The organism is Motilimonas pumila, assembly GCF_003596335.1.
GTDB classification, from domain to species: Bacteria; Pseudomonadota; Gammaproteobacteria; order Enterobacterales; family CBDFNC01; genus Motilimonas; species Motilimonas pumila.
Map to the genome: position 1 here is coordinate 1 of NZ_QZCH01000084.1, position 1,819 is coordinate 1,819.

Annotated in this window: 3 protein-coding genes; 1 reads left to right on the plus strand and 2 read right to left on the minus strand. The window is 38.9% G+C overall.

Going from position 1 to position 1,819, the window contains the following annotated elements:
- Window positions 1-235: 235 nt before the first annotated feature.
- Window positions 236-580 carry a hypothetical protein gene (locus tag D1Z90_RS20460; protein ID WP_119912621.1) on the minus strand — a complete coding sequence of 115 codons (345 nt, stop codon included), beginning with the start codon at window positions 578-580 and terminating at the stop codon, window positions 236-238.
- A gap of 116 nt (window positions 581-696) precedes the next feature.
- Window positions 697-1,134, minus strand: a complete 438-nt coding sequence (locus D1Z90_RS20465; RefSeq protein ID WP_147378818.1) for a DUF6678 family protein — start codon at window positions 1,132-1,134, stop codon at window positions 697-699.
- A 116-nt stretch (window positions 1,135-1,250) separates the two neighbouring features.
- Here D1Z90_RS20465 and D1Z90_RS20470 point away from each other — a divergent pair.
- The coding region (locus D1Z90_RS20470; RefSeq protein WP_119912623.1) for an IS4 family transposase at window positions 1,251-1,819 on the plus strand (569 nt) is incomplete at its 3' end.

Here is a 1,819-nt window from a genome sequence, read left to right on the forward strand (position 1 = left end):
TACCCCGCTTAGGAAGGGAAGTTCGGAGCCATAGGCGGTATCAAATTTACGAGTCCCAATATCAATGGGCAATACTGGAATATCAACGGCTCACGCACAACGCTGGACTAGGGAAATTATGAGGGGATCCGTCAGCGCCGCACTAAGCGGCAAAAGTCAGTTGGTTATACTTTGTGAGGCACGAACAAAACCAACTGTTTTTTGTCCGTTTAAGTGCCTTGTTATATTTTGGACTTCAATTAACAACTTTTTCTACTTGAAAATACATATTCTGATGCTGATTTATTACTAAGGTAACTGGTTTAGGAAATTCAAAATTTAAGTCAATACCAGCATTTTTTAAAGTATTACCTTTAAACTCAACAAGGATACTTTCACTTGTACCTAAAGGCTCAAAAGTACCAATAGCCCATTCAGCATATGTTCCATCACCTAGATCTGAATCCAGAAAATAGAATGTTCCAACAATTTTTTGAGGCCATTCCCTCGAATCAGATAAAGACTTCTCATATCCAGTTGGACTATCACATGCTTTCAGTAGAAACGAAATGCATAAAATCAAAACTACACGTAGAAACATAGATATCTCGAAAAATATAACGCCCGCTTAAGCGGACTAAAATTGTTGGTTATAATGTGTAGCGAAGCGAAACCTAACCAACTGTTTTTGTTCCGTTTAAAGCGCTTGTTATGCGTTTATAGCAACTCTGGAATTTCGCCATGTCTATGGTAACCCCAGATCCTTATTCCCGAATTTATTGCTGATACTTTAACATTTAGAACATTACAAATTTCTAATATATCTTTAGTCAGATCTACTATTTCGGGATCTAGTAACTTACCAATATCACGTTTAATTATTGTAATTACATCAACATATTCAATGGATTTAAAGTTACCCCAAATTTGCTGTAATTCAGGAGTGAATTCATAGCTGGAATCATGGTCAGGGAATATTGAGCCATCAATGTATTGTGACTTATATTGGATCATCTCCTCAATAAGGTTTAGTTCGCTAAAAAGAGCATTCCATTTAGTATTATTCATTAATCCAATGAGTCGCTCTTTTTCAATAATCTCTGTAAATTTAGAAATACTACAATCTCCGAATGACGCATAACGCCTTGCTCTCACGAATCCCCTCATAATTTCCAATAAAAACAATGAGTAGACGCGCATCGCTCATTCTGATCTAATGAATTTCGCCAAAAACACACCTTATCAAATGAATTTAATAGGAATTCCTAACGATGCGCGATATTCAAATTCTACAGCAAACACTGACAGAACAATGCCCTAATATTCACAAAAAACGACTGAGCTCTCTGATACTTGCCACTAAAAGCGTGCTCAATGGCGCTGATTTAACCTTAACCAAGCTTGGCAGAAAACTGGATTCCAACACCACGGTTAAGCATGCCATTAAGCGTGTCGATAGGCTGCTCGGTAACCCACATTTACACCGCGAAAAAGACTCCATTTATAAGTGGCACGCCCACTTAATTTCACGGGCTAATCCCTGTCCTATTATTCTTGTTGACTGGTCTGATGTGCGTGAGCAACTGCGTTATATGACCCTTCGGGCGTCCATTGCACTCGATGGGCGGGCGGTCACGATTTACGAACAAGTCTTCGAATATAAGCACTATAATTCACCGCAAAGCCACCAAACATTTCTCGACAAATTACAGAAAGTCCTGCCAAAAGAAGCCAGCCCAATCATCGTATCAGATGCAGGGTTTAGGAATACTTGGTTTAGGCAAGTTCAAGAAAAAGGTTGGTTTTGGGTCGGCAGAGTACGAGGCGAAGTATCATTAAA

What these genes read in the sequence shown, in the direction of transcription:
- D1Z90_RS20460 (WP_119912621.1), bottom strand. Translation starts at nt 580, where the DNA reads ATGTTTCTACGTGTAGTTTTGATTTTATGCATTTCGTTTCTACTGAAA.